Genomic DNA, 23,725 nt, shown 5'->3' with positions numbered 1-23,725 from the left:
GTTACTGCTTTTGAGATTCTGGTAAGTATTCTAATAATAACCTTTGGTTCGGATTTAAATACTTTTTAGCAACAGCTTTTATGTCTTCTCTAGTAATAGATCTGTAAATGTTAATTTCGTTATTAATTAAATTTACATCGTCGTAAAGCATGTAGTAAGTTGCTAAAGAATTAGCAATACCTTCTATACTTGAATTTGAATTTACAAATTGATTTTCAAATTGGTTAAGTAGTTTTTGGTGATCTCTTTCTGAAATTAAGTGTGTTTGAAGCTTTACAATTTCCTCATCGATTTCTTTCGTTAAATCGCTAAGTTTTGTGTCGCCTAACGGAATTCCGTAAACAATACAAGCACTATAGTCTTCTTGGCTCATGCTAAATGTTCCAACTTGTAAAGCCATTTTCTTTTCGTCTACTAACTTTTTATATAGTTTAGACGATTTTCCTCCACTTAAATAGGTAGTAATCATATCTAAAATATAAGAATCTTTTTCTTTGTAAGAAGGTGTTCTATAAGCTTGAATAATAGCTGGCAATTGAATGTTTGGGTCGTAGGCCTTAGCATCAATTTCTTTTGTAATAGGAGCTTCTTTAGGGAAGTTTCTAACAATATCTGCACCTCTAGGAATTGGTCCAAAATAATCTTGAATCATTTTCTTTACTTTTGGCTTGTCGATATCTCCAGCTACAACCAATACGGCGTTATTTGGTACGTAGTATTTTTTGTTGAAAGCTTGAAATTCTTCAAGGGTAGCAGCATCTAAATGCTCCATTTTACCAATAGTAGTCCATCTGTAAGGGTGAGTTTTAAACAAGTTTACTTTAACTTGTTCTAAAAATCTTCCGTAAGGTTGGTTGTCTACGCGCATACGTTTTTCCTCTTTTACAACCTCGTTTTGGGTATCTACTCCAATTTGGTTAATAACCGGGTGCATTAAACGTTCAGACTCTAACCATAAACCAAGTTCCACTTTGTTAGAAGGGAATACTTCGTAATAATACGTTCTGTCGTCTGTAGTGTTGGCATTGAATTTCCCACCGTTAGCAGGAATAATCTTCATGAATTCTCCACGACCAATATTTTCGGTCCCTTCAAATAATAGGTGTTCAAAAAAGTGAGCAAATCCAGTTCTGTTTGGGTCTTCATCTTTAGCTCCTACGTGATACATAACCGAAGTTGTTACAACTGGAGCCGTGTTGTCTTGGTGCAGAATGACATGCAGTCCATTGTCCAAGTCGTACTCTTCAAATTCAACTTTTTGTGCAGAGGCTAAATGTCCAATAAGCAACAAAGAAGCTAAAGAAAATAAGCGTTTTTTCATTGTGAGTTAGTGTTAAGTTGATTTTACTTTTAAAATGAGTCTTTTAAAAGGTTAAATTGTTACAATAATCTAACGAAAATAAGAAATCCTATTGTGTTAACAGAATTAATGGTAAGAAAATTCGTTTAATTCTATAGTATTGAAAAAGAGTGTACTATTGCTAATTAAAACTTGATAATTCTTGCTGATTTTTATTAAATTTATAAAATACTAGGGTAGTGATTTTAGTAAGTTATGTTACTAATTGGGTTGATTTTTGGAGTGAAATTAAAAATCTGTAATATTTTATCTCAAATTAAACAAAAGGTTTGTAGTTTAATTAATTAGATGTATATTTGCACTCATTTTTGAACAAAATTAATAAATAAAACGTTACGCTATGTACGCAATTGTAGAGATAGCAGGGCAACAATTTAAAGTTGAAAAAGACCAAAAAGTTTTTGTTCACCGTTTAGCTTCAGAAGAAGGTAAAGCAGTATCATTTGATAATGTACTTCTTATTGGAGATGGTGACAATGTAACTGTAGGCGCCCCAGCTATAGACGGAGCACAAGTAAGTGCAAAAGTCTTAAAACACCTTCAAGGTGATAAAGTTATTGTTTTCAAGAAAAAGAGACGTAAAGGATACCGTGTTAAAAACGGACACCGTCAAGCTCTTACTGAAATCGTAATTGAAAGTATTGCTGCTTCTGGAGCTAAAAAAGCTGCTCCTGCTAAAAAAGCAAAAAAAACAACTGCTAAAGCAAAAGCAGACGACTTAACAAAAATCGAAGGTGCAGGACCAAAAGCTGCTGAAGCTTTAGTAAATGCAGGTTTTGATAGTTTTGCTAAGATTGCAAAAGCGAAAGCTGAAGAATTAAGCACAGTATTACACGAAGCTAGTTCCGGTTTAGCTCACATCGTTACAGATACTTGGCCAAAGCAAGCTAAATTAGCTGCTGCTGGAAAGTGGGATGAGTTAAAAGCTTTACAAGACAAATTAGACGGTGGAATTGAAAAGTAATTTTTCTATTTCATTATTATTAACAATATAAAACCTTAAGACAATGGCTCATAAAAAAGGGGTAGGTAGTTCTAAAAACGGTAGAGAATCAGAATCAAAACGCTTAGGTGTTAAGATATTTGGAGGTCAAGCCGCACTTGCAGGAAATATCATCATAAGACAAAGAGGAAATACACATCACCCAGGTGAAAATGTGTATGGTGGTAAAGATCACACATTGCACGCGAAAGTGGATGGTATTGTGAAATTTACAAAGAAAAAAGACAACAAGTCTTACGTTTCTATAGTACCTTTCGAGGTTTAAGAAATAAATTTTCTTTACAACATAAGATAAAAGTCCTTGTACACATGTACAAGGACTTTTCTTGTTTTTATTAATTATTATTGGAAAAGGACGTGTTGATTCTTGGTTGTGGCCAGTGCTTAATTAGTAGGTTCTTAAAAATTGGTCTGGGAGGTAGGCGCCTTTGTTAAACTGAACTTCTCATAATATACTGGACTATTTAAAATACTTTTTAATTCATTTTTAGAATCTTTATTTCTTATTAGAATTTCAAAATTATATCGATTTCCAGCTTTATCGGTGATTATTATTTGGTTTTTATTTCCATAAATAGAGTGCGTTTTCCAGCTTCCATAATCCATAGAATTCAAGTACACATTTTCAAGTTCATTTAGTGGAATATTTTTAGTTTGGCCATTTTCTTCAAATTCAATAGTCTTAGTTGATAGTTTTAAAACACCAGTTTTCTTAGGTTTCACGAAGGATTGACCAAATAAAAAATAGATTCCAGCAAGGTATGTTGCCAAAGCTAAATATTTTAAATGGATGTTTTGATTTTCTTTATCGTATAGAAAAACATAGAAAATTGAAATCTGGTATAAAATTAAAAAAGTAATCGTAACGACTTTATTGGCTTTTTTTGTTTTTACTATTTCTGTTTTAAATTCTGTAATCATAATTGAAGTTAAGATTGAGTAAATCGGGAGTTTTATTTTAAAGTGTTTAAATAAAAATTAAACTGGAAGTTGAAAAGCTTTTAACGCGATCCATTATGCGCGATTACCATGTCCCAATACACATCATAAAAGGCTTCACTTGGGTTTAAGTTCCAGATCTCGGAAGCAAAAAAATGTATTAAAGCATCTCTTTGTTGATAGTTGTCGGACATACAGTCGTTATTTTTTAAATCGAATACTATTACCGAAGCAAACATTTCTGCTTTACTTTCGGTCCCATTTGTAGCTACAGAATACAATTGGTCTTCTGATTCTAGTAATTTTCGGTTTTCCCAAACTAATATTGGACGCGTAGCCCCTTGAAGCCAAACCTCCTGATCCCACTTTCCGTATTTATCATACATAAGTTTTTTTGTGTATAAAGCCGAAAATACAGCGTTAAACCTTAGCTCGTTTACATAGATAGAATCGTTGTCTTGTAGAGTTAGAATAGGTTTAACTTCGTAATCTTTAAAACCATTCTTGTAAATATAGGGTGTGTTCGGATTTGATGTTTTTTGCTTTATTCCAACAGGATGTTCATTATTGAAACTTGGTTGGGTTGAAGAACAACTTAAAACACCAAAAGAAATAAAAGCTAGTAGGGTTAGTATTTTCATGTTCACTTGTTCGGTTTTCTTAGTAAGAATAATGGTTTGGTTTTAAGGTAATTGTCAAAGATTAATCAGAATTTAATCAGTCCGAATAACTTAACATTAGAAACTAATATAAACATTTTTTGACTACGGAGTTACTATCTTATCCTTCCTTTTGGTTTTTTCGGTGTTGGTTTTAACTAGATATATTACCAATAATAATTAGCTAATAGTTAAAAGCTGAATTCTTTTTAAACAAAAAAATCTCAAACAAATATATGCTTGAGATTTTTAATATGTGGAAATACAGTTAAGTGAAAACAGTAAGACTTTTTTTAATATCTGTAATATTCAGGTTTGTAAGGTCCTTCAACCGTTACTCCAATATATTCAGCTTGGTCTGGTTTTAACTCGGTAAGTTCAACACCAATTTTTGCCAAGTGTAATTTTGCTACTTTTTCATCTAAATGTTTAGGTAACATATAGACTTCATTTTTATAAGCATCTCTGTTAGTCCACAATTCGATTTGTGCTAGTGTTTGGTTTGTAAACGAGTTACTCATTACAAAGCTAGGGTGACCTGTTGCACAACCTAAGTTTACTAAACGACCTTCGGCTAATAAAATAATATCTTTTCCGTCTATAGTATATTTATCTACTTGAGGCTTGATTGTGTTTTTAGTATCTCCGTAGTTATCGTTTAACCATCCTACTTGAATTTCATTATCGAAATGCCCAATGTTACATACTATGGTTTTATCTTTCATAGCTTTAAAATGCTCAGCACGAACGATGTCTTTATTTCCAGTAGTTGTAATTACGATATCGGCAGTTGTAACTACACTTTCTAATTTCTTAACTTCAAAACCATCCATTGCTGCTTGTAACGCGCAAATAGGGTCTATTTCTGTAACAGTAACAATACTACCTGCACCTTTAAAAGATGCAGCAGTTCCTTTACCAACATCGCCATAACCACAAACAATAACACGTTTCCCTGCTAACATTACATCTGTTGCACGACGTATAGCATCTACGGCACTTTCTCTACATCCGTATTTGTTGTCGAATTTAGATTTAGTAACCGAGTCGTTAATATTAATTGCTGGCATAGGTAATGTTCCATTTTTCATACGTTCGTATAAACGGTGAACTCCAGTTGTTGTTTCTTCAGATAAACCGTTAATGCCGTCAACTAATTCTGGGTATTTATCTAATACCATATTGGTTAGATCTCCACCATCATCAAGAATCATGTTTAATGGTTTTCTGTCTTCACCAAAGAATAAGGTTTGCTCTATACACCATTCAAATTCTTCTTCAGTTAAACCTTTCCATGCATAAACAGCAGTACCACCTTCTGCAATTGCAGCGGCAGCTTGATCTTGCGTAGAGAAAATATTGCAAGAACTCCATGTTACTTCAGCACCTAAAGCTTTTAACGTTTCAATTAATACAGCAGTCTGAATCGTCATATGTAAACACCCGGCAATTCTAGCACCTTTTAAAGGCTGACTGTCTTTGTATTCTTCGCGAAGGCTCATTAACCCTGGCATTTCTGCTTCGGCTAATTCAATTTCTTTTCTTCCCCAAGCCGCAAGCGACATGTCTTTTACTTTATAAGGTAGGTATGGAATCGTTTTTGTATTCATAATTGTATATTTGTCTCTGAATTTAAGAGCCCAAAGTTACATAATAAGTATGAGAAATTTAAATGCCAGTCTATAAAACACTACATCCAAACTCACAAACTACTGTTAAGATATGGAAGATTACAGAGTCTTATAATGAATTGTTTCAGGCAGTTAAGTTAAAGCCGGAAAGTTTATCGCGTGTGTTAGGTATGAAAAGTGAACTGCACCAACGCGGATTTTTAAGTGTTCGACATTTATTAGCTGCTTTAGGATATACCGATTTCGATTTATACTACGACGAAAATGGGAAACCACATTTAGTAGATGGCAAGCAAATTTCTATAACACATTCATTTACTTTTTCTGCCGTTATTATTAGCGATAATAAAACGGGAATAGATATCGAGAAAAATCGAGAAAAAATCAAATTAATAGCCCATAAATTTTCAAATTATGAATTTTGCTACTTATGTGAAAATGAAATTGATTATGTTAAAAAACTTACCGTAATTTGGGGAGCAAAGGAGGCATTATACAAATTATATGCTACACCGGGATTAAGTTTTTATAATCATATTCTAGTGATTCCTTTCGAGTTAAGTGCAGGTGAAACTGTAGCTTGGATTGATTACAAAGATAACAAGAGTCGATTTGAAATCTATTTTTAGAGGTTGAAGAATTTACTTGTGTTTACACAATTACATAAATGAAGAACGTATTAAACAATATTTTACACAATATATTTAGTAATAAAAGGCAGTTAGCCATTTTAATCGATCCAGAGAAAATTAAACTTAGTGATGTAAAAGGGTTTGTTGAAAAAATAAACGAGTCTGTAGCTAATTATATTTTTGTTGGCGGAAGTACGGTTCCTGTAAATTTAACCGAACCCTTGGTAATAGAAATTAAAAGCTATACAGATCTTCCTGTAATTTTATTTCCTGGCGATATTGCTCAAATTACAAACGAAGCAAATGGTCTTTTGTTTTTATCGCTGCTCTCTGGAAGAAATCCTGAATATTTAATTGGAAAACATGTCGAGGCCATTCCAAGATTAAAAGAAACCAGTTTAGAAATTATTCCAACAGGATATTTACTTATAGAAAATGGAATCAATACATCGGTGCAAAAAGTTACCGAGACCGAACCTATGCCATCTAAACATGTAGAAAATATTGTAAATACAGCTCTAGCAGGCGAATTACTTGGTATGAAAATGATGTATTTAGAGGCGGGAAGCGGTGCTAAAAATCCTGTTCCTACAGAAATAATTAAAGCGGTAAGCAACGATTTAAGTATTCCTTTAATTGTTGGCGGCGGACTAAAATCGAAAGAACAAATGAAAGCAGCATTTAAAGCTGGCGCAAATATTGTTGTAATCGGGACTGTTCTCGAAGATAATGAAGCCTTGTTAACAGATTTAAAACGCTGGTAACCTTCTAAATTGTTTCGTATTTAATTCTTCAAAACTAAAATCCTTAGTACTTTTGAGAATCATTCAATTGAATTCATTTTTAATACTGTTCGGTTTTATCTTAAAGTAAAGGTTTTATCAGGATGTTCTATCTAACGGAGTCGAAAACCTAGAAAAGTAAGTCGGTTTTGTTTGTATTAGCCACTGGAAATCTTTTAAAGATAGATCAAGAATACAGTATTAGTTTTAATTGCATTTAATCTTTAAAATTTGTTAGTTATGAAAATATCGGTAGAATTAACCTTAATGCCGCTACACGAAAATTACGAAACTCCAATCGAAGAATTTATAAAAGCACTAAGAGCTTCAGAGTTTACGGTTTTAGAAAATCCGTTAAGCACACAAATTTATGGCGATTACGACGGCGTTATGGCCTTTTTAACTCAAGCTGTAAAAACCTCTTTTCAAGACCAAGAACATATTATTGTAAATATGAAAATTGTGAAAAGCGATAGAAGTAATTATGAACCACATTTTTAATTTTCTATTCGGTCAATATTCAGACTACGAAACCATAAATATTGTACTCGAAATTATAGCTGTAATTTTCGGGTTTTTGTCGGTGTGGTATTCTAAAAAGAATAACATTTTGGTGTTTCCAACCGGCATGATTAGTACACTAATTTTCGTGTATCTTTTATATCAATGGAGTTTGTTGGGCGACATGATGATAAACGCCTACTATTTTATTATGAGTGTTTATGGGTGGTATATTTGGACCCGTAAGGTCGATGATAGTCATCTTACACCCATTTCAAAAACAACTGCAAAGGAGCAAAAGGTAGGAACCATTATATTTTTTGCAACTTTGATTTTTGTTTATGCAGTGTATACCTTTTTCGATAAATTAACGAGTTGGGTGGCTTGGGTAGATATTCTTACAACAGCTTTGTTTTTTGTTGGAATGTGGCTTATGGCCAAACGAAAATTAGAAAACTGGATCCTTTGGATTATAGCCGATATAATTTCTATACCACTATATTTTTACAAAGGGTTTACCTTTACTAGTCTGCAATATTTAGTATTTACATTTATAGCAATTTCAGGATATTACGCATGGAAAAAGAGCTTAGGCAGCGACCTACAAACAGCTTAAAAGTGGTGTTGTTCGGACCAGAATCGACGGGGAAAACCGTATTAGCAAAACAACTGGCCGAGCATTACCAAACTGTTTTTGTGCCAGAATATTCTAGAACTTATGCCTTAGAAAAAATTAAAAAAGGCGAAAATTTAACGTCTCAAGATGTGATGCCTATTGCAAAAGGGCAAATGGCATTAGAGAATACGATATCTAAAGATGCTAATACATTACTTATTTGCGACACGAATTTACTAGAAACAAAAGTTTATGCAGAACTGTATTACGATGGCTTTTATAATGAAAGTTTAACAGCTTCGGCCATTCAAAATCATTACGATTTGTACTTTTTAACGTATATTGACATCCCTTGGGAAGCAGACGAAGTTCGCGATAAACCAAACGAAAGAGAAACGATGTTTAAGGCTTTTGAAAAGGCTTTAAACGATTATAATAAACCATATGTTTTACTTAAAGGAAGCTTCGATGAGCGTTTCCAAATGGCAGTAAAACATATCGATAAATTAATTTAGTACACCAATGAAATTTTCAGAACAAGATTTAAAACAAATTGACAAAAAAGGATTAACGCTTGAAAAAATTGAGTCGCAAGTCGAACAATTTAAAAATGGAATTCCCTTTATAGACCTAGAATCACCAGCAACTATTGGACATGGTATTTTAAAATTCACCGATGCCGAACGTAAAGCGTATATTTCTGCTTACGATGCTAAACGCAACGATTTGTCGATTTTAAAGTTTGTGCCGGCTTCAGGTGCAGCGACGCGAATGTTTAAATCATTGTTCAATTTTATAACAGAGTTTAATCCGGATGGAGATGAATCTTTATACACATACATCAGTAAAAACAAAAATTTAGATTTGGCTTTATTTCTTGTAGGTCTAGATAAATTACCCTTTTACGATATAGTTATGGAGGTAATTAAAAAGACAGAGCCAGATTTTGAATCGTATGATGCTGAAAAACAAAAGTGGGTATTTGTAAAAACCATGTTAGACGAAAATCTGTTAGATTATGGTGCGTTTCCAAAAGGATTATTACCATTTCATAAGTACGACGATCGTCTTGCAACAGCTTTCGAAGAACATATGTACGAAGCGGCTTTATACGCATCAGCAAACCAAAAAGCACAGCTTCATTTTACAATTTCTGAAGGGCATAACGACAGCTTTAACGAAGCCTATAATAAGATTAAATCTCGTGTAGAAACTGCGACAAATACAGATTTTGATATTTCATTTTCATTTCAAAAAGAATCTACAGATACCATAGCTTTAACACCAGAAAAAGAACCGTTTCGCGAAGCCGATGGTACGTTGCTATTTAGACCTTCTGGACATGGTGCTTTAATAGAAAATTTAAACGATTTAGATGCCGATATTGTTTTTATAAAAAACATCGATAATCTGGTTGTTTCTAAATATAACGACAATAGTGTGCCGTTTAAAAAGCTAATTGCAGGCGTGCTTCTAGAAGTGCAAGAGCAAGTGTTTTCACATTTAAAAACTTTAGATAAAGCGGATATAAGTGAAACCGAATTAGTCGAAATCGCAACTTTTGTAGCTAAAAAATTAAATGAAGATATATCACTTGATTTTGAAAAATCGACGCGTGAAGATCAGGTTAAAACTCTAAGAGGAAAATTAAACCGACCAATTCGTGTTTGCGGAATGGTAATAAATGAAGGCGAACCAGGAGGTGGTCCGTTTTGGGTTGAAGATGCTAACGGAAATTTATCGCTTCAAATTGTTGAGACAGCTCAAATTGATAGTAACGACCCTACCCAAAAACAAATATTAAGTGGGTCAACACATTTTAATCCTACAGATTTGGTTTGCGGAACAAAAGATTATCAAGGAAATGCTTTTGATTTATTACAATATGTAAATCCGAATTCAGGATTTATAACTAAAAAAACTAAAGAAGGCAAGGAGCTATTAGCCCTAGAATTACCAGGATTATGGAACGGTGCCATGGCAGATTGGATTTCTGTTTTTGTAGAAGTTCCAGTAAATACATTCAACCCTGTAAAAACCGTAACTGATTTATTAAGACCAGCACATCAACTGTAAAATGATAGATGAGGCTTTACTTATTTCAGAATTGTCTTTTAAAGCCGTACGAAGTTCGGGAGCAGGAGGGCAGCATGTAAATAAAGTAGCTTCAAAAGTTGAATTAAGTTTTAGTGTTTTAGAGTCTTCAGTATTAAACGAAGAACAAAAGGAACGACTTATATCTAAACTAGACACCCGATTAACAAAAAATCAGGTATTGGTATTGCAATGCGACGAAAGCCGTAGTCAGCATAAAAACAAAGATTTAGTTATAAGTCGTTTTTTATATATTATAAAGGAGGGTTTAAAGGTTGCTAAGAAAAGGCGACCTACAAAAATTCCGAAATCTGCTATTAAAAAACGGCTAAAAAGTAAGCGTAATGTGTCTGATAGAAAGGCATTAAGGCGCAAGCCAGATTTAGATTAGAATTTAGTTAAAATGTGTAGCAATACTAAGAATTGTTACTACCTTTGCAGCGTTCTCAATAAAGGGGTGCCAAATAGCGGCTGAGATCATACCCATTGAACCTGGAACAGGTAATGCTGTTTAGGAAAAAGAACAACGCGTAAGTAAATTGCTGTTGTTCGTATGGAAATAGAAGCGAATCGCTTGGTTAAAATCAAATCACATTAAAATTTAGAATAAGGGCCTCTTTTTATTCGATTAAAGTTATATCGAATGAAACATATTTTTGTTTTACTATGTTGTTTAATGTCAACTTATGCAGCATTTTCTCAAGAGGAAAAAATACAAGATACCACGGCTGTTATCACAGAAACTTTAGATGAGGTTTTAGTAACTGCTGTTCGTGTAGAGGCCACTTCGCCTATTACGCACTCTAATGTAGATAAAGAAACCTTGGCCAAACGAAATCTTGGGCAAGATCTTCCTATTTTATTAAATTATTTACCATCGGTAGTAACTACTAGTGATGCCGGTACGGGAATTGGCTATACCGGAATACGTGTGCGTGGTGTAAGTTCGCAATCTACTAATGTAACCATTAACGGTATTCCGTATAACGATGCCGAATCTTTAGGAACCTTTTGGGTGAATTTAGGGGATATGGCATCTTCTGTAGAAAGCTTGCAACTACAACGTGGTGTAGGGACGTCTACCAACGGATCTGGAGCATTTGGTGCGAGTATAAATTTATTGACAGACGCGGTTTCAGATGAAGCAAGCGCCGAAGTGTCTACAAGTTTTGGAAGTTTTAATACAAGTAAAAATAACGTAAAATTTAGCTCCGGACTTTTAAACGACCATATTGAAGTAGCTGGGCGGTTATCGGTTATAAAATCTGATGGTTATGTAGATCGTGCTTCAACAGATTTAAAATCATATTTCCTACAAGGATCTTATGTAGATGATAATACATTAATTAAAGCAGTAGTTTTTGGAGGCCATGAAAATACCTACCAATCTTGGAATGGAATTGACAAAGAAACCTTAGAAACCGATAGAACTTTTAATTCTGCGGGGATGTATACCGACGAGAATGGAAATGTAAAATTTTATGATAATGAAGTAGACGATTATCAACAAGACCATTATCAGTTGCACTGGAATCAGCGTTTTAACAATAATTGGTCTACAAATGTAGGATTAAATTATACGCATGGTAGTGGGTATTTTGAGCAATATGAGGAAGACCAAGCGTTTAGTGATTACGGACTAGATAATGTAACGATTGGGGATGAAACTATAACAGAAACCGATTTAATTCGTCGCCGTTGGTTAGATAACGATTTTTATGTTGTTAATGTTAATGCCAACTATAAAAACAACAGAATAAATGCTATTGCTGGAGGATCGTATAGTAACTATGATGGCGATCATTTTGGTGAAATAATCTGGGCACAATACGCTAGCAATAGTGAAATACGAGATCATTATTACGACGGAAACGGGAAGAAAACAGATTTAAGTGTTTTTGCCAAAGCGACCTTTAAATTAACACAACAATGGAGTTTGTTTGGAGATATGCAAATGCGTTTTGTGACTTATAAAACAACAGGGATTACTTCAGATCGTTTGCCATTTGATATCGATGAAAAATACAACTTTTTTAACCCAAAAGCAGGTGTAACTTATATGCTAGACGATAATAATAATATGTATTTTTCGTATGCTAGAGCAAATAGAGAGCCAAATCGCGATGATTTTCAGAGCAATCCAGATATAAAACCAGAGCAATTAAACGATTTTGAATTGGGGTGGAGACACGAAAAACAACGTTTTAAATTCAATGCCAATGTGTATTATATGCATTATAACGAACAATTGGTATTAACAGGCAATATAGATGATGTAGGAAACCCGATTAGAACCAACAGTGGTGAAAGTTACCGATTTGGACTAGAAATAGAGTCGGTTATAGGTTTGTCTAAAGCCTTCTCAATTCAGCCAAATATTACTTTAAGTACCAACAAAACACTAGAGTCGATCGTGCCTTTTGATGGGGAACTGAAAAATTTTGGAAAAACAAACATTTCATTTTCACCAGATATTGTAGTTGGGAATGCTATTGTATATCAGCCTTGTCCAGCATTTCAAGCATCGTTTTTAAGTAAATATGTAGGTGAACAGTATATGGGAAATACAGATTCTGATGTCTCAAAACTAGATAGTTATTTTGTAAATGATTTAAATGTGACTTACGAGTTTAATTCGAAGTCGATTTTTAAAGCCATTATTTTAAGCGGAATGGTTAACAATATTTTTAATGAGAAATATGTGTCTAACGGGTATTATTATACTTACGATGACGATTGGAGCGATCCTAATACCATAACAACTATAGAAGGTGCTGGTTACTATCCGCAAGCGACAACCAACTTTTTGGTAGGAGCAACGTTTAAATTCTAAAAAAAAAGAAGGAAGAGGCTGTTTAAAAAGTTGAATTTTGGTCAACCTGAACTTGATTCGGGTTCTCATATATTTGGTAATCAATATGATGAAATTCTGAAATAAATTCAGAATAATAATTTTAACACTTTTTAGACAGCCTCTGCTTTTTTTAGTTATTGTATACTCTAATTATAGCACCATTCACTTCAACAAAATAAGGTTTTAAAGTGTAGCCGCCGGTAGTGCCAGACGCAGGGCTTCCTGTAAGGATATCGTAAGAGTTGCCATCGTCGCAATTACAAGTAGCAATAACACCCTCAACCGTTAATTTAGAGCAATTTGTTATTTGATGATTTGGGTCGCTAAGTTCGAAGGCAGAGTATTGGTTATTGCCAGCATAATATAACACAAGTCCATTATATCCGTAAGGATTGTCTAAAGTAATAGAATTCCCAGCAAATTTTAAACTGTTATACTGCGGTAAATTGGTATTTATTAAATTGCCAGTATCAAAGCTGTAATTTGGAATGTTAGGATTGTTAATCACATTATCATCCGAACTGCAATTTGCCATTAATAAGACAGTTAAAGCAATAAAAAAAAGTTTTTTCATAGTTATAATTTCGGTTCGCAATTTACAACAAAAAGCAGTTTGCTATAAATATTTTGTATATTTGTATTTCAATCTCGTGCTGCGAGATTTTTATGTTTTATAAACTGAGGTTTGTGAAACATATTTTTTTGAATTAAAACGATGAAGTTATGAGTAAAGTATCTTATTACACTGCAGAAGGATTAAAAAAATTAAGAGACGAACTAAAACAATTAAAAGATATAGAGCGTCCACGCGCTTCACAAGCTATTGCTGAAGCCAGAGATAAAGGCGATTTAAGTGAAAATGCCGAGTACGATGCAGCCAAAGAAGCACAAGGTATGTTAGAGATGAAAATCTCTAAATTAGAGGAGATTTTATCTGGCGCTCGTGTTATAGACGAGTCGCAATTCGATAATTCTAAAATCTTGGTATTATCTAAAGTGAAAATTAAAAACCAAACCAATGGTATGGAAATGAATTACACTTTGGTAGCAGATGGAGAAGCCGATTTAAAATCGGGAAAAATTTCTGTAAACTCACCTATAGGTAAGGGTTTATTAGGTAAATCTGTTGGCGATGTTGCAGAAATTCAAGTGCCAAATGGTGTGCTAAAATTCGATATAATCGAAATTTCAAGATAATAGGCTTAAAAATCTCAAATAAGATTCCTAAAGTTTTAAACCGAATTTATTTTTGGTGAATTTTAAAACTCTAGGAATCTTTTTATATTTACGAAACAAAAAAACAAATTATGGCTTCTATTTTTAGTAAAATCATTTCTGGAGAAATTCCTTGTTACAAAGTAGCAGAAACAGAAGATTTTTTAGCGTTTTTAGATATCAATCCCAATGCTAAAGGTCATACCTTATGTATCCCAAAGAAAGAAGGGGATAAAATTTTCGATTTAGAGGATGAGCTCTATTTAGGATTGATGAAGTTTTCTAAAGAAGTCGCTATTGCCATAGAAAAAGTTGTGCCTTGTAAACGTGTTGGAATGACTGTTATCGGACTAGAAGTGCCACATGCTCATGTTCATTTAATTCCTTTAAACACAATGGAAGATGCGCGTTTTTTACAGAAAACACAGTTATCTAAAGATGAATTTCAAGAGGTAGCAGCAGCTATAAATACCGCGATGTAATTAGGTGTTTTGTGGGGTGTCTTTATCTATTTTTAAAATAATTTGCATTGTGGTCCCTTTTCCGACTTCCGATTGAAGCACTCGGATTTTTCCATTATGGAAATCTTCAACAATACGTCTAGCAAGCGAGAGTCCTAAGCCCCAACCGCGTTTTTTGGTAGTATAACCTGGCTCGAAAACACTAGTAAATTGTTTTTTCGATAATCCTTTACCCGTATCGGAAACATTAATTTTTACCTCGTTATCTGTGGTTAAAATCTGTACCGATAGTTTTCCTTTTCCTTTCATAGCGTCTATAGCATTCTTTACCAAGTTTTCTATAGTCCAGCTATACAGCTGTGCATTTAATTGTACAGGAATGGCTGTTTTTGGTACGTCGATACTAAAGTCTATGAGTTTCGAAGAGCGACGTTTTAAATAGTCGTAAGAGTCTATGGTTTCTTTTACAATATCGGTCTTTTCTAATTTCGGTATCGAACCAATTTTACTAAAGCGTTCGGTTATGGTTTCAAGTCGGCTAATATCTTTTTCAATTTCTTCAATGTATTCTGGGTTTACCTCTTCAATTTTTAAAATTTCAGTCCAACCAATTAAAGATGATAATGGGGTGCCTATTTGATGAGCCGTTTCTTTGGCCATTCCAGACCATAATTTGTTTTGTGTAGCAATTTTAGTGCTTCTGTAAAACACGTAAACAAGGCTAGCAAAAAGCACGATAATAAGCACAAAGGCAATGGGGTAGTATTTAAGTTTGTTTAGTAGCGGGGAGTTGCCGTAGTATAAGGTGTTTAATACTTTGCCATCGTAAATAATTTCTATGGGTGTATTTTCTTTTTCAAATTCTAAAATAAGATCTTTTACATAAGCGGAGTTTTTGGCTATCTTTTCGTCTAAATTATTATGCTCAATATTACCATCTAAATCCACCATAATCATAGGTGTCGTGGTGTTGCTTTGTAAAATTTGAAGCGGTAATTCGCCAATATCGCCATCTAAATTGGTGCTTTTTATTAAATCGCGTTGGGCTGCAGACCAGTTTTCCATTTTTATACGTTCTTCAGCTTTAAAACTCTGAAAAAACATATAAGTATTCCATAAAATTAGGGTGACAATAACAAACGAAAATCCGATAAATATCCAACGAATTAGGTTTTTATGTTTGGTAAAAAGCATGAAAATTAATTTTAATGGTAATATAATGCAAATCTGTTAATAATATTGTGGTATCAAGTGTTCAAATCATTTTTTGTTAATTGATAGAATAGTTACCTTTGTCAAAAATTTTAAAGGGATAATGATTTCATTCGAGCCTAAGGAACTAACAATAGCTAAATTACATGGGTATTTGGTAAGTGCAATCGCTCCAAGGCCAATCGCTTTTGCTAGTACGGTTGATGCCGAAGGAAATCAAAATTTATCACCTTTTAGTTTTTTTAATGTCTTTAGTGCTAATCCTCCAATTTTAGTGTTTTCACCTGCTAGACGTGTGCGAGATAATTCGGTTAAACATACGTTACTTAATGTGGAAGCAACAAAGGAGGTTGTAATTAATGTTGTAAATTACGACATAGTATATCAGATGTCTTTAAGTAGTACTGAATATGCTAAAGGTGTAAATGAGTTTGATAAGGCGGGTTTAACCATGTTAGAATCAGACTTGGTAAAACCATGTCGAGTAGGCGAAGCGCCGGTGCAGTTTGAGTGTAAAGTAAACGACATTATAAAACTTGGAGACCAGGGTGGAGCCGGGAATTTGGTGATTTGCGAGGTTGTGAAAATTCATTTGGCAAAAGAGATTTTAAATGAAGACAACACCATAAATCAGGAACGGTTAGATGTGGTTGCCCGAGCAGGAGGCAATTATTATTCTCGTGTTAAAACAGGTTTCTTTGAAATTCCGAAACCTTTGTCTACACTAGGAATAGGGGTAGATAGTTTGCCGGAAGAGGTTAGAAACAGTATGATTTTAACTGGGAATGATTTAGGTATGTTGGGGAATGTAGAGGTGTTGCCCTCGGCAGAAGACGTAAAAGCTTTTGTTGAAGACCGAGGTGAGCGTTACCCAAGTATAAAAAATGTAAATACCTTAAGAGAAAAACATAAATTGGCACATAAATTTTTAAGCTATGGCGATGTAGATAGTGCCTGGAAAGTTTTGTTGTCTTAGATAATAAAAGAATATAAAGAGAGTTTTTATAATAGAAAATTAAATGTAATGGAAGTACAAGGGAAAATTAAAATGGTAGGAGATACCCAAACTTTTGGTAGTAATGGGTTTAGAAAAAGAGAGCTAGTTGTAACTACAGAAGAACAATATCCACAACACATATTAGTAGAATTCGTTCAAGATAAATGCGATTTACTAAACAGCTATAATGTGGGGCAAAATGTAAAAGTGAGTATCAATTTAAGAGGTAGAGAATGGGTTAATCCACAAGGAGAGACTAAGTATTTTAACTCTGTTCAAGGATGGAGAATTGAAGCATTGCAAGATGCAACTTCTGGAGCAGTTCCTCCAGTTCCGCCTACAGATGCTTTTGAGCCAGCGTCTAGTTTAAATCAAGACGATCACGACGACTTACCTTTCTAGTAAAGGTATACTATGACTAATTCAAAGTGTGATTAACCTCAATATCTTACGATATTGGGGTTTTTTGCTTTTGTATTGATTCTTTTTTTAAATTAGTTGAATGAAATTTTTAAGAGATAAAATAGAATTTCCAGATATTTCTGAAGCAACAAGTGAGGGACTTATAGCTGTGGGAGGAGATTTATCTACAGATCGGCTTTTGCTGGCCTATAAACGTGGCATTTTTCCGTGGTTTGAAGATGATAATGCGATTTTATGGTGGTCTCCAGACCCGAGGTTTGTTTTGTTTCCAAACGAGTTGAAAATTTCAAAAAGTATGCGACAGGTACTTCGAAAATGTAATTTTACCGTAACCGTTAATCAAGCGTTTCCTGAAGTAATTGAAGCCTGTTCTAAAATAAAACGCAACGGGCAAACTGGAACTTGGATTACCAATAACATGACCGAAGCCTATATAGAACTTCACGACATGGGGTTTGCGAAATCTGTAGAAGTGTGGCAAGATGACGAGTTGGTAGGTGGTTTTTATGGCCTCGATTTGGGTAACGATGTGTTTTGTGGAGAAAGCATGTTTTCTAAAGTAAGTAATGCCAGTAAAGCCGCTTTTATAACCTTTGTTCAGCATACAGATTATAAAGTTATAGACTGCCAAGTACATACACATCATCTTGAAAGTCTTGGCGCCAGAGCTATTCCGAGAGCAGACTACCTAAAATATTTGTAATTATTGTATTGGGGTGTGTATTCGGCAGTATCTCATAAACTGGGTGGGTTTTAAACTCTTAGGTTAAAAATTGACTTGAAATATTTTTTTATCAAAGGAAATTCTAAACTTCATTATATCTAAAGCAATTCACTTCATGATCGTTAATCATTCCGGTAGCTTGCATGTGGGCGTATATTACTGTAGAACCGACAAATTTAAAGCCTCGTTTTTTTAAATCTTTACTTATGGCATCACTTAAAGCTGTGTTTGCAGGTGCTTCTTTATAATGTTTTACGGCGTTTTTTATAGGAGTTCCGTCAACAAAATCCCAAATATAATTACTAAAACTTCCAAATTCTTCTTGAATCTTTATAAAGGCTTGCGCATTACTAACAGTTGCTTTTATTTTGAGTTTATTGCGAATTATTCCAGCGTCTTGAGCTAAAGTATCGAGCTTCTTTTGAGTGTAGTTTGCAATTTTTTTATAATCGAAATTATCAAAAGCAACTCTAAAATTCTCTCGTTTTCTTAAAATGGTAATCCAGCTTAACCCTGCTTGAAAAGTTTCAAGAATTAGAAATTCAAATAAAGTGGCGTCATCTCTAACAGGAACTCCCCATTCTTTATCATGATAAGCTTCATATAAATCATCGCCATGGCACCATCCGCATCTATGTTTTTCCATTTGTAAGGTTTTAAGTTTAATACTACTAATGTAACAACTGTTACCCAATTAACTAGGGAATAGTAGTAAATTTGCAAGCGAAAATATAACGACACATGAATACTTTACAACCTAATATTACAAATACTACAATTTTAGAAAGTATAGATAAAGGAATGACTTATCAGGCATTTCGTGACTTGGTTAAAACCTTGGCGGCTACAGGCGGAACAACAGGAAACGAGCAAACGGAAGCCTTTTTTGCATATACTAAACTAAATGAGAGTAGAATGAAACGTTGGGATAAGACCTTAAAAGTTTCTGAAGCCGATAAAACTAGTATTGAAAATTTTAAAGGCGATATTACTTGGTTAGTGCTAGCAGAAAGTTGGTGTGGTGATGCTGCACATATTCTTCCTGTTATTAATAAAGTGGCCGAATTAAACGACAATATCGATTTTAAAGTGGTACTTCGCGATGAGAATGAAGATCTTATGAATATGTTTTTAACTAATGGAGGAAAATCAATTCCGAAGTTAATCATGATCGATAATACAAGTGGTGACGTTGTAAATACTTTCGGACCAAGACCACAAATAGCGACACAATTGGTTGTAGATTTTAAAGCCGCTCATGGTGTGTTAACACCCGAGTTTAAGGAATCTTTACAAGCGTGGTATAATAAAGATAAAGGGCAAAGTACTATAGAAGATTTAGTGACTTTATTAGGTGCTTAATTTTTGCCTTCAAAATAAAAGGTAATCGAACCTATTTGGGAGGCTTTCGAGGCATCCGAACTAAAACGTGCTTTTTTGGCGTACTCTAGGGCACTGTCAATTAAGCACTCGTTTTTTGATGTAGATGCGTTATTAACATAAGTATCTGTAACATCGCCAGCCGCATTTACTGTAATATTAATTATGATTTTACCACTAGCCTGGCACAGGTAAATAGGTGTTGGTAAGTACACATGTGTTCTGTCTACCAAAGAATAATGCATACTACTGTTTTTATTAGTAGATGCATTCATGGCAATTTTATCGGTAGAATTGTTGCCGTTAGAAGCGTTAGATTTGCTTTTCTTTTGTGTGCGTGCTTTTAAAATACTATTTACATTATTAAAAGACGACAATTCGTCGGCGTCCAAGCTATTGTTCTCTGCTTCAGAGTTCGTGTCTTCTACTTCTGTCTCCGTTTCTGTAATGGCATCGGTTTCTGTTAATCTAGAATTTTCGTAATCTTTTGGAGGCGCAATAGGGTTGTACGCTTTTGCAAAGCGTTTTGTATTTTGTGTTTCGTTAAATGCTTTGTTGGTTTCCGGTTTTGGCTGTTGGGTTTGTTCGGCAAGCAATTTTTGATCTTTAGGATCTGGTTCAGGTTCCATCTCGTAATAGGTTTCCGAAATTTGGGCATCTCGACGTGTTAGGTGCATATTAAACACCGTAAGGATAACAATTCCGGCAATAAGAGCTGTTAATAAAGCGGCTTTATGTCTGTCGATCAATTTCAAGAGCTTGTAGTTTTTGGGATAAAGTCTAAACTAATATACGCAATTTCTAAACGTTTAGTCTTTTAATTGTGCGATAAACGCTTCTGGAGTTAAGGCATTAGCTACATTAAAATCGCCAATTTTAGTACGTCTTAATACCGATAAGTGGCTCCCAGACTGTAACGCTTTTCCGAAATCATGAGCTAAAGAACGGATATAAGTTCCTTTACTGCACACCACTCTAAAATCAATATTGGTGCCAGAAATATTAGTAATGTCGAACGCTGCAATATGAATTTTTCTGGGTTTAATTTCAACGTCCTCTCCGGCTCTAGCATATTCGTAAAGACGTTTTCCTTCTTTCTTTATAGCAGAAAATACCGGTGGATATTGCTCTATATCACCAATAAATTGAGTCGTGGTTTCGTGAATTAATTCTGGTGTAATATGGTCTGTTGGAAAGGTTTGGTCTATGTCGGTTTCTAAGTCGTAAGACGGCGTTGTGCCACCTAAAACAATAGTACCCGTATATTCTTTAATCTGACCTTGAAAGGTATCGATTTGTTTGGTCATTTTACCTGTACAAATCACTAATAAACCTGTTGCTAGGGGGTCGAGTGTGCCAGCGTGGCCAACTTTAATTTTTTTTATGTTGAAGGCGTTTCTTATTTCCCAACGCAATTTGTTAACCGCTTGAAACGAAGTCCAGTTTAGCGGCTTGTCTATTAATAATACTTGACCGTTTAAATAATCTTCAGCTGTTTTCATATTAATTTAAAACGGAATAACTAATAGCAATAAGGCCTACAATAGCACAATAGATAGCAAAATACGATAATTTGCTTTTCTTAACTAAGGCAATCATCCAGGTACAAGCAAAAAGTCCACAGATAAACGCCGCAATAAAACCAGCAGAAAGTGCTGTAATGTTGGTGCTTTCAAGGTTTAATTCGCCGCCTAAGATATCTTTGGCAATTTTTCCGAAGATTAAGGGTACAACCATTAAAAATGAAAACCGTGCAGCTTTAGTTTTGTCGTTTCCTAATAAAACCGAGGTAGAGATTGTAGCTCCAGAGCGCGAAATTCCTGGTAACATGGCTATAGCTTGCGAAATACCAATAATAAATGCATCTTTAAAACTAACAGGTTTTCCTGTGTTTTTAGCTTTATCGGCAAGAAAAAGTAGGATGGCAGTAACAAGTAACATGGCACCTACTAACAAGAGATTTCCGCCAAATAGTGCTTCTAATTGCTCTTCAAAAAATAATCCAATAAAAACAGCAGGAATCATGGAAAGCGCAATTTTAGCAACAAACTTTAAATCGTCGTTCCATTCAAATTTTAAAGCTCCTTTTAAAAGGCTTAATATGTCTTTTCTAAAAATTACCATAGTACTTAAAGCTGTTGCAAAGTGAAGTACGACAGTAAATAATAAACTTTCTTCTGGCACAGAATGATCGCCAAGAATGGCTTTACCTATTTCTAAATGTCCGCTAGAAGATACGGGTAAAAACTCTGTAAGTCCTTGAATAATACCAAGAACAATCGCATCAATAGTTTCCATTATTTTTTATTCGGATTTAAAAGTATAGCGTAAATCTGAATTCCGAAACCAATTAGGACTAGCGTTGGGGCCAAGCGAATTCTTCTGAAACTAAAAATATCTGGACTAAATACATTGGGGTCGTCACTACCGCCACCGGCCATTAAAATAAAGCCTAAAGCAATAATTCCAAGTCCGATTAACATGAATTTATAGTTTTTCTTTCCGAATATAAACTCGTTTTTAGTTGCGTTTTTTTGTTTTTGTTCTCCCATAATAGTTAAAATACTTTTCCAGTAAGGCTGTGCAAAGTAACGGTTTTATTTAAAAAGAATCTTTTAAAAGAGACTTAAAATTACTCTAATTCAATAGAGTCTATAATTTTATATAACACCGCTTTTTCCTCTTCATTGGTGTACGATAAAATAAAAGATAGACTGAATCCGTGTCTTACAATACAAAAGAAATCTTGGTTTACTGCGTAACCTCCAAAATTAGCTTTGGCTCGCATCACATCAAAAGTTCTACCTCCTAAGGTTTGAGTGTCGAATCCGCCTTCAAATTGGAAACCTGCAGGGGTTTGTTTAAGTAACTCTTTAGAATTAAATAAATAATCGCGTCCTCGAACTATGGCTGGGTTTCCGGTAATATTTTCGGCAATAACGCTAAGCGATGCATTATAGCCATTAGCTTCTTTAATCGGGTATTTAAAAAGCGAAAACAAATAGGCTGTATTAATTTGTGCAGCCTTTAAAATAGACTTCATTTGCTTGTTGTCGCGTGCTAAATATTTTTCACCTTTATCTGTAATGGCTTTAATATCGTGTTTCGATTGCAAAGACCAATCTGTTGGGTAATTAAACGATAAGCCAAAATAAGCGTTGGTATAGGTATTGTTTTTAGCTTCACCAAAATCGAAATCTTCTGGTAAATTCTTTACTTCTTTTTTGCAGCTAATAACGCATAAAAAAAGGAGTGATAAGCAAATGGATTTCATCATGGTTTTAGTAATAAAGTTGATCGGTTTTAAGATTTAGGAAGCGTTGGGTAGCGATAAAGGTGCTAATCCATGTTATTACAATCCCTAAAATAAAGATGGTTACAAATAAACCTCCAATAAGAATTGGGTTGTTTAATAATTGTAAATCTGGGAAGGTTTTGTTTAAATAGTAAAATACAACAGCCATACCAATGAGTGCTAAAATAGCACCAATAATTCCTAGTTTTACACTTTTCCAAACAAAAGGTCTTCTAATAAAATGTTTGGTAGCGCCTACCATTTGCATGGTTTTAATAGTAAAACGTTTCGAGTATACCGAAAGTCTTATAGAGCTATTTATAAGTAATACGGCGATTAAGGTAAAAACACCGCTAATAACTAATATCCAGAAACTAATACGTTTTACATTGTCGTTCATTAAATTCACCAAATCGTTATCGTAGCGAACTTCATCAACAAAAGTTTTAGCAAGGGCTTCATCAGAAATCGTTTTTAAATGTTCAGAGGTAACATAATCTGCTTTTAAATGCACATCGATAGAATTTTGTAGCGGATTATAGCCCAAGAAATTCATGAAATCCTCTCCGTTTTCGGCTTTCATAAATTCGGCAGCCTGCTCTTTCGACACATATTCTGTCGTTTTTACGTAATCGGCCATCGATAAACTTTTTTCAAGTTGTTTTATTTCTACCTCTTTTGCCGTATCCTTTAAATAAATGGTTACTACCACTTGTTCTTTAAAATGATCGGCGACTTTCTTGGTGTTTAGTACTAGCATGCCTAGTAAACCAAGTAAAAATAGAACTAAAGCAATACTCAATACCACGGAAAAATAAGACGATATTAATCGGCGTTTTTGATAACTTTCAAAAGATGAGCTCATAGTAGGGTTGAATTTGACTGTAAAAATATAAAAGAAATCTATTTCCTTACGGATAACAACGTTTAAACTTTCAACATTGTTA

General features: G+C 34.2%; 29 protein-coding genes. 16 read left to right on the top strand and 13 right to left on the bottom strand.

The window, feature by feature from the left end:
* Position 1: 1 nt before the first annotated feature.
* Positions 2 to 1,321, bottom strand: coding sequence for a M16 family metallopeptidase (locus tag A9D35_RS09355; RefSeq protein WP_066222044.1), 1,320 nt, complete (start codon positions 1,319 to 1,321; stop codon positions 2 to 4).
* A 379-nt stretch (positions 1,322 to 1,700) separates the two neighbouring features.
* Between A9D35_RS09355 and rplU the strand changes: the two genes are divergently transcribed.
* Together rplU and rpmA are read left to right on the top strand one after the other, a co-directional pair.
* On the top strand, positions 1,701 to 2,324 hold the full coding sequence (rplU, locus tag A9D35_RS09350; protein ID WP_066222041.1) for a 50S ribosomal protein L21: 624 nt from the start codon (positions 1,701 to 1,703) through the stop codon (positions 2,322 to 2,324).
* A 43-nt stretch (positions 2,325 to 2,367) separates the two neighbouring features.
* The gene (gene rpmA, locus A9D35_RS09345) at positions 2,368 to 2,628 is read left to right on the top strand and encodes a 50S ribosomal protein L27 (protein ID WP_066222038.1); all 261 of its coding nucleotides are present in this window, start codon (positions 2,368 to 2,370) and stop codon (positions 2,626 to 2,628) included.
* A gap of 134 nt (positions 2,629 to 2,762) precedes the next feature.
* Here the strand turns inward: rpmA and A9D35_RS09340 are convergent, their stop codons facing one another.
* From A9D35_RS09340 to ahcY, 3 genes are all read right to left on the bottom strand, one after another.
* Entirely contained in the window at positions 2,763 to 3,284 is a 522-nt protein-coding gene (locus tag A9D35_RS09340; protein WP_066222035.1) for a hypothetical protein, read from the bottom strand.
* An 80-nt stretch (positions 3,285 to 3,364) separates the two neighbouring features.
* Positions 3,365 to 3,943: a hypothetical protein gene (locus A9D35_RS09335; protein WP_066222032.1), complete on the bottom strand. Its 579-nt coding sequence runs from the start codon at positions 3,941 to 3,943 to the stop codon at positions 3,365 to 3,367.
* Between the two features lie 311 nt (positions 3,944 to 4,254).
* A complete protein-coding gene (gene ahcY / locus A9D35_RS09330) occupies positions 4,255 to 5,571 on the bottom strand; it encodes an adenosylhomocysteinase (RefSeq protein WP_066222029.1) in 1,317 nt (438 codons plus the stop codon).
* A 62-nt stretch (positions 5,572 to 5,633) separates the two neighbouring features.
* Here ahcY and A9D35_RS09325 point away from each other — a divergent pair, with 62 nt between their 5' ends.
* From A9D35_RS09325 to A9D35_RS09290, 8 genes are all read left to right on the top strand, one after another.
* Complete coding sequence (locus tag A9D35_RS09325) at positions 5,634 to 6,221, top strand: 4'-phosphopantetheinyl transferase family protein (protein WP_141675501.1); 588 nt, start codon at positions 5,634 to 5,636, stop codon at positions 6,219 to 6,221.
* A gap of 38 nt (positions 6,222 to 6,259) precedes the next feature.
* Entirely contained in the window at positions 6,260 to 6,988 is a 729-nt protein-coding gene (locus tag A9D35_RS09320; RefSeq protein ID WP_066222026.1) for a phosphoglycerol geranylgeranyltransferase, read from the top strand.
* A 258-nt stretch (positions 6,989 to 7,246) separates the two neighbouring features.
* Positions 7,247 to 7,507 carry a YkoF family thiamine/hydroxymethylpyrimidine-binding protein gene (locus A9D35_RS09315; RefSeq protein ID WP_066222024.1) on the top strand — a complete coding sequence of 87 codons (261 nt, stop codon included), beginning with the start codon at positions 7,247 to 7,249 and terminating at the stop codon, positions 7,505 to 7,507.
* Positions 7,491 to 8,123 (top strand): nicotinamide riboside transporter PnuC, encoded by a 633-nt coding sequence (pnuC, locus tag A9D35_RS09310; protein ID WP_066222021.1) that lies wholly within the window; start codon positions 7,491 to 7,493, stop codon positions 8,121 to 8,123. Before A9D35_RS09315 ends, pnuC begins: the two co-directional genes overlap by 17 nt.
* A complete protein-coding gene (locus A9D35_RS09305) occupies positions 8,084 to 8,638 on the top strand; it encodes an AAA family ATPase (protein WP_066222018.1) in 555 nt (184 codons plus the stop codon). The genes pnuC and A9D35_RS09305 overlap by 40 nt, the downstream gene beginning before the upstream one ends.
* Positions 8,639 to 8,645: 7 nt before the next feature.
* Entirely contained in the window at positions 8,646 to 10,199 is a 1,554-nt protein-coding gene (locus tag A9D35_RS09300; RefSeq protein ID WP_066222015.1) for a DUF4301 family protein, read from the top strand.
* Position 10,200: 1 nt separating this feature from the next.
* Positions 10,201 to 10,608 carry an alternative ribosome rescue aminoacyl-tRNA hydrolase ArfB gene (gene arfB / locus A9D35_RS09295; RefSeq protein ID WP_066222012.1) on the top strand — a complete coding sequence of 136 codons (408 nt, stop codon included), beginning with the start codon at positions 10,201 to 10,203 and terminating at the stop codon, positions 10,606 to 10,608.
* A gap of 252 nt (positions 10,609 to 10,860) precedes the next feature.
* Positions 10,861 to 13,050, top strand: a complete 2,190-nt coding sequence (locus tag A9D35_RS09290) for a TonB-dependent receptor (RefSeq protein WP_066222010.1) — start codon at positions 10,861 to 10,863, stop codon at positions 13,048 to 13,050.
* A gap of 151 nt (positions 13,051 to 13,201) precedes the next feature.
* Here the strand turns inward: A9D35_RS09290 and A9D35_RS09285 are convergent, their stop codons facing one another.
* Positions 13,202 to 13,645, bottom strand: a complete 444-nt coding sequence (locus A9D35_RS09285; protein ID WP_066222007.1) for a hypothetical protein — start codon at positions 13,643 to 13,645, stop codon at positions 13,202 to 13,204.
* 149 nt (positions 13,646 to 13,794) lie between these two features.
* Between A9D35_RS09285 and greA the strand changes: the two genes are divergently transcribed.
* Together greA and A9D35_RS09275 are read left to right on the top strand one after the other, a co-directional pair.
* Positions 13,795 to 14,268, top strand: a complete 474-nt coding sequence (greA, locus tag A9D35_RS09280) for a transcription elongation factor GreA (protein WP_066222004.1) — start codon at positions 13,795 to 13,797, stop codon at positions 14,266 to 14,268.
* Between the two features lie 110 nt (positions 14,269 to 14,378).
* Entirely contained in the window at positions 14,379 to 14,768 is a 390-nt protein-coding gene (locus tag A9D35_RS09275; protein ID WP_066222002.1) for an HIT family protein, read from the top strand.
* On the opposite strand, the gene A9D35_RS09270 is transcribed toward A9D35_RS09275, so the two are convergent.
* On the bottom strand, positions 14,769 to 15,941 hold the full coding sequence (locus tag A9D35_RS09270) for a sensor histidine kinase (RefSeq protein WP_066222000.1): 1,173 nt from the start codon (positions 15,939 to 15,941) through the stop codon (positions 14,769 to 14,771). It abuts the gene before it with no gap.
* Between the two features lie 121 nt (positions 15,942 to 16,062).
* Here A9D35_RS09270 and A9D35_RS09265 point away from each other — a divergent pair, with 121 nt between their 5' ends.
* The 3 genes from A9D35_RS09265 to aat all read left to right on the top strand — a co-directional run bounded on the left by A9D35_RS09265 (position 16,063) and on the right by aat (position 18,082).
* Positions 16,063 to 16,935, top strand: coding sequence for a flavin reductase family protein (locus tag A9D35_RS09265; RefSeq protein ID WP_066221998.1), 873 nt, complete (start codon positions 16,063 to 16,065; stop codon positions 16,933 to 16,935).
* A gap of 48 nt (positions 16,936 to 16,983) precedes the next feature.
* Positions 16,984 to 17,358 carry a DUF3127 domain-containing protein gene (locus A9D35_RS09260; protein WP_066221996.1) on the top strand — a complete coding sequence of 125 codons (375 nt, stop codon included), beginning with the start codon at positions 16,984 to 16,986 and terminating at the stop codon, positions 17,356 to 17,358.
* Between the two features lie 100 nt (positions 17,359 to 17,458).
* On the top strand, positions 17,459 to 18,082 hold the full coding sequence (gene aat / locus A9D35_RS09255; protein WP_066221993.1) for a leucyl/phenylalanyl-tRNA--protein transferase: 624 nt from the start codon (positions 17,459 to 17,461) through the stop codon (positions 18,080 to 18,082).
* A 103-nt stretch (positions 18,083 to 18,185) separates the two neighbouring features.
* On the opposite strand, the gene A9D35_RS09250 is transcribed toward aat, so the two are convergent.
* A complete protein-coding gene (locus A9D35_RS09250; protein ID WP_066221991.1) occupies positions 18,186 to 18,749 on the bottom strand; it encodes a DNA-3-methyladenine glycosylase I in 564 nt (187 codons plus the stop codon).
* A 95-nt stretch (positions 18,750 to 18,844) separates the two neighbouring features.
* Between A9D35_RS09250 and A9D35_RS09245 the strand changes: the two genes are divergently transcribed.
* Complete coding sequence (locus tag A9D35_RS09245; protein ID WP_066221988.1) at positions 18,845 to 19,465, top strand: thioredoxin family protein; 621 nt, start codon at positions 18,845 to 18,847, stop codon at positions 19,463 to 19,465.
* On the opposite strand, the gene A9D35_RS09240 is transcribed toward A9D35_RS09245, so the two are convergent.
* The 6 genes from A9D35_RS09240 to A9D35_RS09215 all read right to left on the bottom strand — a co-directional run bounded on the left by A9D35_RS09240 (position 19,462) and on the right by A9D35_RS09215 (position 23,643).
* Positions 19,462 to 20,238 carry an energy transducer TonB gene (locus tag A9D35_RS09240; protein WP_235817879.1) on the bottom strand — a complete coding sequence of 259 codons (777 nt, stop codon included), beginning with the start codon at positions 20,236 to 20,238 and terminating at the stop codon, positions 19,462 to 19,464. The two genes, A9D35_RS09245 and A9D35_RS09240, sit on opposite strands and share 4 nt — an antisense overlap.
* 54 nt (positions 20,239 to 20,292) lie before the next feature.
* The gene (gene truB / locus A9D35_RS09235) at positions 20,293 to 20,985 is read right to left on the bottom strand and encodes a tRNA pseudouridine(55) synthase TruB (RefSeq protein WP_066221982.1); all 693 of its coding nucleotides are present in this window, start codon (positions 20,983 to 20,985) and stop codon (positions 20,293 to 20,295) included.
* A 1-nt stretch (position 20,986) separates the two neighbouring features.
* Complete coding sequence (locus A9D35_RS09230) at positions 20,987 to 21,781, bottom strand: undecaprenyl-diphosphate phosphatase (RefSeq protein ID WP_066221979.1); 795 nt, start codon at positions 21,779 to 21,781, stop codon at positions 20,987 to 20,989.
* Positions 21,781 to 22,035, bottom strand: coding sequence for a DUF3098 domain-containing protein (locus A9D35_RS09225; protein ID WP_066221977.1), 255 nt, complete (start codon positions 22,033 to 22,035; stop codon positions 21,781 to 21,783). Before A9D35_RS09225 ends, A9D35_RS09230 begins: the two co-directional genes overlap by 1 nt.
* An 80-nt stretch (positions 22,036 to 22,115) precedes the next feature.
* On the bottom strand, positions 22,116 to 22,760 hold the full coding sequence (locus tag A9D35_RS09220) for a hypothetical protein (RefSeq protein WP_141675500.1): 645 nt from the start codon (positions 22,758 to 22,760) through the stop codon (positions 22,116 to 22,118).
* 4 nt (positions 22,761 to 22,764) lie between these two features.
* Positions 22,765 to 23,643 (bottom strand): cell division protein FtsX, encoded by an 879-nt coding sequence (locus A9D35_RS09215; RefSeq protein WP_066221972.1) that lies wholly within the window; start codon positions 23,641 to 23,643, stop codon positions 22,765 to 22,767.
* Positions 23,644 to 23,725: the final 82 nt, after the last annotated feature.

The sequence above is a fragment of the Formosa haliotis genome (genome assembly GCF_001685485.1).
In the GTDB taxonomy this organism is placed as follows: domain Bacteria; phylum Bacteroidota; class Bacteroidia; order Flavobacteriales; family Flavobacteriaceae; genus Formosa; species Formosa haliotis.
This window is presented reverse-complemented; position numbering and strand designations above follow the sequence as displayed.

Excerpts from the sequence above, each read along its gene's own strand:
- pnuC (WP_066222021.1), top strand. The coding sequence starts at position 7,491 with ATGAACCACATTTTTAATTTTCTATTCGGTCAATATTCAGACTACGAA.
- rplU (WP_066222041.1), top strand. The coding sequence starts at position 1,701 with ATGTACGCAATTGTAGAGATAGCAGGGCAACAATTTAAAGTTGAAAAA.
- aat (WP_066221993.1), top strand. The coding sequence starts at position 17,459 with ATGAAATTTTTAAGAGATAAAATAGAATTTCCAGATATTTCTGAAGCA.
- arfB (WP_066222012.1), top strand. The coding sequence starts at position 10,201 with ATGATAGATGAGGCTTTACTTATTTCAGAATTGTCTTTTAAAGCCGTA.
- A9D35_RS09220 (WP_141675500.1), bottom strand. The coding sequence starts at position 22,760 with ATGATGAAATCCATTTGCTTATCACTCCTTTTTTTATGCGTTATTAGC.
- A9D35_RS09315 (WP_066222024.1), top strand. The coding sequence starts at position 7,247 with ATGAAAATATCGGTAGAATTAACCTTAATGCCGCTACACGAAAATTAC.
- A9D35_RS09250 (WP_066221991.1), bottom strand. The coding sequence starts at position 18,749 with ATGGAAAAACATAGATGCGGATGGTGCCATGGCGATGATTTATATGAA.
- truB (WP_066221982.1), bottom strand. The coding sequence starts at position 20,985 with ATGAAAACAGCTGAAGATTATTTAAACGGTCAAGTATTATTAATAGAC.
- A9D35_RS09275 (WP_066222002.1), top strand. The coding sequence starts at position 14,379 with ATGGCTTCTATTTTTAGTAAAATCATTTCTGGAGAAATTCCTTGTTAC.
- A9D35_RS09285 (WP_066222007.1), bottom strand. The coding sequence starts at position 13,645 with ATGAAAAAACTTTTTTTTATTGCTTTAACTGTCTTATTAATGGCAAAT.
- rpmA (WP_066222038.1), top strand. The coding sequence starts at position 2,368 with ATGGCTCATAAAAAAGGGGTAGGTAGTTCTAAAAACGGTAGAGAATCA.
- A9D35_RS09340 (WP_066222035.1), bottom strand. The coding sequence starts at position 3,284 with ATGATTACAGAATTTAAAACAGAAATAGTAAAAACAAAAAAAGCCAAT.
- A9D35_RS09270 (WP_066222000.1), bottom strand. The coding sequence starts at position 15,941 with ATGCTTTTTACCAAACATAAAAACCTAATTCGTTGGATATTTATCGGA.
- A9D35_RS09265 (WP_066221998.1), top strand. The coding sequence starts at position 16,063 with ATGATTTCATTCGAGCCTAAGGAACTAACAATAGCTAAATTACATGGG.
- A9D35_RS09335 (WP_066222032.1), bottom strand. The coding sequence starts at position 3,943 with ATGAAAATACTAACCCTACTAGCTTTTATTTCTTTTGGTGTTTTAAGT.
- A9D35_RS09355 (WP_066222044.1), bottom strand. The coding sequence starts at position 1,321 with ATGAAAAAACGCTTATTTTCTTTAGCTTCTTTGTTGCTTATTGGACAT.
- A9D35_RS09305 (WP_066222018.1), top strand. The coding sequence starts at position 8,084 with ATGGAAAAAGAGCTTAGGCAGCGACCTACAAACAGCTTAAAAGTGGTG.
- A9D35_RS09290 (WP_066222010.1), top strand. The coding sequence starts at position 10,861 with ATGAAACATATTTTTGTTTTACTATGTTGTTTAATGTCAACTTATGCA.
- ahcY (WP_066222029.1), bottom strand. The coding sequence starts at position 5,571 with ATGAATACAAAAACGATTCCATACCTACCTTATAAAGTAAAAGACATG.
- A9D35_RS09225 (WP_066221977.1), bottom strand. The coding sequence starts at position 22,035 with ATGGGAGAACAAAAACAAAAAAACGCAACTAAAAACGAGTTTATATTC.
- A9D35_RS09325 (WP_141675501.1), top strand. The coding sequence starts at position 5,634 with ATGCCAGTCTATAAAACACTACATCCAAACTCACAAACTACTGTTAAG.
- A9D35_RS09260 (WP_066221996.1), top strand. The coding sequence starts at position 16,984 with ATGGAAGTACAAGGGAAAATTAAAATGGTAGGAGATACCCAAACTTTT.
- greA (WP_066222004.1), top strand. The coding sequence starts at position 13,795 with ATGAGTAAAGTATCTTATTACACTGCAGAAGGATTAAAAAAATTAAGA.
- A9D35_RS09215 (WP_066221972.1), bottom strand. The coding sequence starts at position 23,643 with ATGAGCTCATCTTTTGAAAGTTATCAAAAACGCCGATTAATATCGTCT.
- A9D35_RS09300 (WP_066222015.1), top strand. The coding sequence starts at position 8,646 with ATGAAATTTTCAGAACAAGATTTAAAACAAATTGACAAAAAAGGATTA.
- A9D35_RS09230 (WP_066221979.1), bottom strand. The coding sequence starts at position 21,781 with ATGGAAACTATTGATGCGATTGTTCTTGGTATTATTCAAGGACTTACA.
- A9D35_RS09320 (WP_066222026.1), top strand. The coding sequence starts at position 6,260 with ATGAAGAACGTATTAAACAATATTTTACACAATATATTTAGTAATAAA.
- A9D35_RS09245 (WP_066221988.1), top strand. The coding sequence starts at position 18,845 with ATGAATACTTTACAACCTAATATTACAAATACTACAATTTTAGAAAGT.